We start from the raw sequence: 560 nt of genomic DNA, 5'->3' as shown, positions 1-560 counted from the left end.
TATATTTGAATGAGGTGTTTTATGATTCAAAATGTTGTTACTTCAATAATCCTGTATTCTGGGACAGCCGTAGACTTACTTATTATCCTAATGTTATTTTTTGCCAAAAGAAAAAGCAGAAAAGACATCATTAACATCTATTTAGGACAATTTCTAGGCTCTGTTAGTCTAATATTGCTAAGTTTGCTTTTTGCATTTGTCTTAAATTATATTCCTAGTAAAGAGATTTTAGGTTTACTCGGTTTGATTCCAATTTTCCTAGGCCTCAAAGTTTTGCTTTTAGGAGATTCTGATGGAGAAGCTATTGCAAAAGATGGTTTGCGAAAAGACAATAAAAACCTGATTTTTCTAGTCGCTATGATTACTTTTGCAAGTTGTGGCGCTGACAATATTGGTGTCTTTGTCCCATATTTTACCACCTTAAATTTAGCGAATTTGATAGTGACTTTACTTACTTTTCTAGTCATGATTTATCTCTTGGTTTTTTCTGCCCAAAAATTGGCACAAGTCCCTTCTGTTGGAGAAACTTTGGAAAAATATAGCAGATGGTTTATTGCCGT

1 protein-coding gene is annotated in these 560 nt (G+C 33.0%); it reads left to right on the top strand.

The window, feature by feature from the left end; all coding sequences use genetic code 11:
- Window positions 1-21 precede the first annotated feature (21 nt).
- Window positions 22-560 (top strand): CadD family cadmium resistance transporter (locus C1E58_RS09395; protein ID WP_161951297.1); only part of this gene is annotated, 539 nt, incomplete at its 3' end.

Origin of the sequence: Streptococcus suis (assembly GCF_002964575.1) — a bacterium.
Lineage (GTDB): Bacteria > Bacillota > Bacilli > Lactobacillales > Streptococcaceae > Streptococcus > Streptococcus suis_R.
The sequence above is the reverse complement of the archived record's forward strand: the minus strand, read 5'-3'. Positions and strand labels throughout refer to the sequence as shown.